This is a genomic window from Sulfitobacter sediminis, from assembly GCF_040811725.1.
In the GTDB taxonomy this organism is placed as follows: Bacteria; Pseudomonadota; Alphaproteobacteria; order Rhodobacterales; family Rhodobacteraceae; genus Sulfitobacter; species Sulfitobacter sediminis.
In genome coordinates this window covers 1-276 of sequence record NZ_JBFNXX010000146.1, presented here as the reverse complement: position 1 = coordinate 276, position 276 = coordinate 1, and the positions used below count along the sequence as shown (strand labels likewise).

Sequence of the window (276 nt, the reverse complement as noted above, 5' to 3'; positions counted from 1 at the left end):
CACCAGCCCAGACAATCCCCATTGCCTCAGGTACGAGTTTGACGTCGACGGCGTCGTGATACAGGTGCGTCACATGAGAGGCATAGTCGCAGACGTCGGTTATTTGAACCTGCCCCGTATGGATCCCGGTAGCCTCAAAAGGCAGTACAGCTACCTCAAAAAACACGTGTCCCTGCCGCGCTGCAGCCCGGAAGGCTTGGCGGCACTCAAAAACTGCCTGGGTCAGAGAATAGCAAACGTGGCAGGGGGCTACGTCCTGACGCTCTGCGCTGTCCC

Annotated in this window: 1 protein-coding gene; it reads left to right on the top strand. The window is 58.3% G+C overall.

Features of this window, described 5'->3' with window-relative positions; all coding sequences use genetic code 11:
- Positions 1-73: 73 nt before the first annotated feature.
- The coding region (locus AB2B41_RS23495) for a hypothetical protein (protein WP_367880249.1) at positions 74-276 on the top strand (203 nt) is incomplete at its 3' end.